This is a genomic window from Vibrio sp. 1401 (genome assembly GCF_033340295.1).
Map to the genome: position 1 here is coordinate 1 of NZ_JAWOWF010000195.1, position 916 is coordinate 916.

The 916-nt window shown below is 48.4% G+C and carries 1 protein-coding gene and 1 pseudogene; both read right to left on the reverse strand.

The genetic code is table 11. The features are described from left to right. A pseudogene (locus R7Z77_RS24510) lies at positions 1-561 on the reverse strand (hybrid sensor histidine kinase/response regulator); the annotation flags it as partial. An 11-nt stretch (positions 562-572) separates the two neighbouring features. Next, positions 573-916, reverse strand: a 344-nt coding sequence (locus R7Z77_RS24515) for a PhnD/SsuA/transferrin family substrate-binding protein (RefSeq protein WP_318136948.1), incomplete at its 5' end; no start/stop codon positions are given.

The following is a 916-nucleotide window of genomic DNA, read 5'->3' on the forward strand; positions in this document are numbered from 1 at the left end:
TGAAACCTTTATTACTCCAGTGCGGAGAAGATCCAGACGCTTCATCAAGTAGCTGCCTAGCGCAAATGAAAACAGCGCCACCAGCGACATTTCGACAAAGGCAATCACCAAACTCGCATGAGTCGCAAACGAAAGCATTTGATGAACATGCTCGACGTGAACACCCATTTCTACCACGCCAAAAGTCTGATCGCCTAAAGTGATTGCTTTCGCCACGTCATAAACACCGTCGCTTGCATCGAAAGGACGAACATTGGTGTCAACGCCTGTGTAATCACCTTGAAGCGTAAGTTCGATGCCATCTTGATTGACGATACGGATGTAAGCCAACTTGTGCTCACTTACGACAGAGCGTGCAAAGCTGTCTAAGTACGCCAGATCCGTCGCGATTACCGCGTCTCTCGAAGCTTGAGCAAACACACTCACCAAATTCTGGCTACCAACTTCGAGACTGGTCTCGTTCGAGCTTTTAAACCAGTTGAGGCCGCTGATGATAAGTACACCGAGCGCGAGTGCTTCGATGAGTGCAATGCCGATTATCGTTTTTGAACGCAGCGTCATAAGGCGCCCACTTATCTCGAAATGCCCAATTGGACGACGTCTTGCCAATCTTGGTCTTGCGCCAATTGCAATCCATCAATATTGAGTAAAGCGAAGCTCTCCTGTGCTTTGGGATCCTCATTGAGTTGTGAGATCGCCGCTCGCAATGCCAAAGCCATCTCTTCATCTACCTCATTCGAGACTGCAATAGCATGAGGGGTATAACCTGCGGTTGTATAAATCACGCTCAGTTGTTCTTTGGTTTCACTCGGCAAGCTCTCAAAGGTACGCTTCACGCCACCACCAGCGATATACAAGCCTTTCAGAACACCTAAATAGACCGAATCGTGCGAGCCCACATATTTGGGCGTAAATT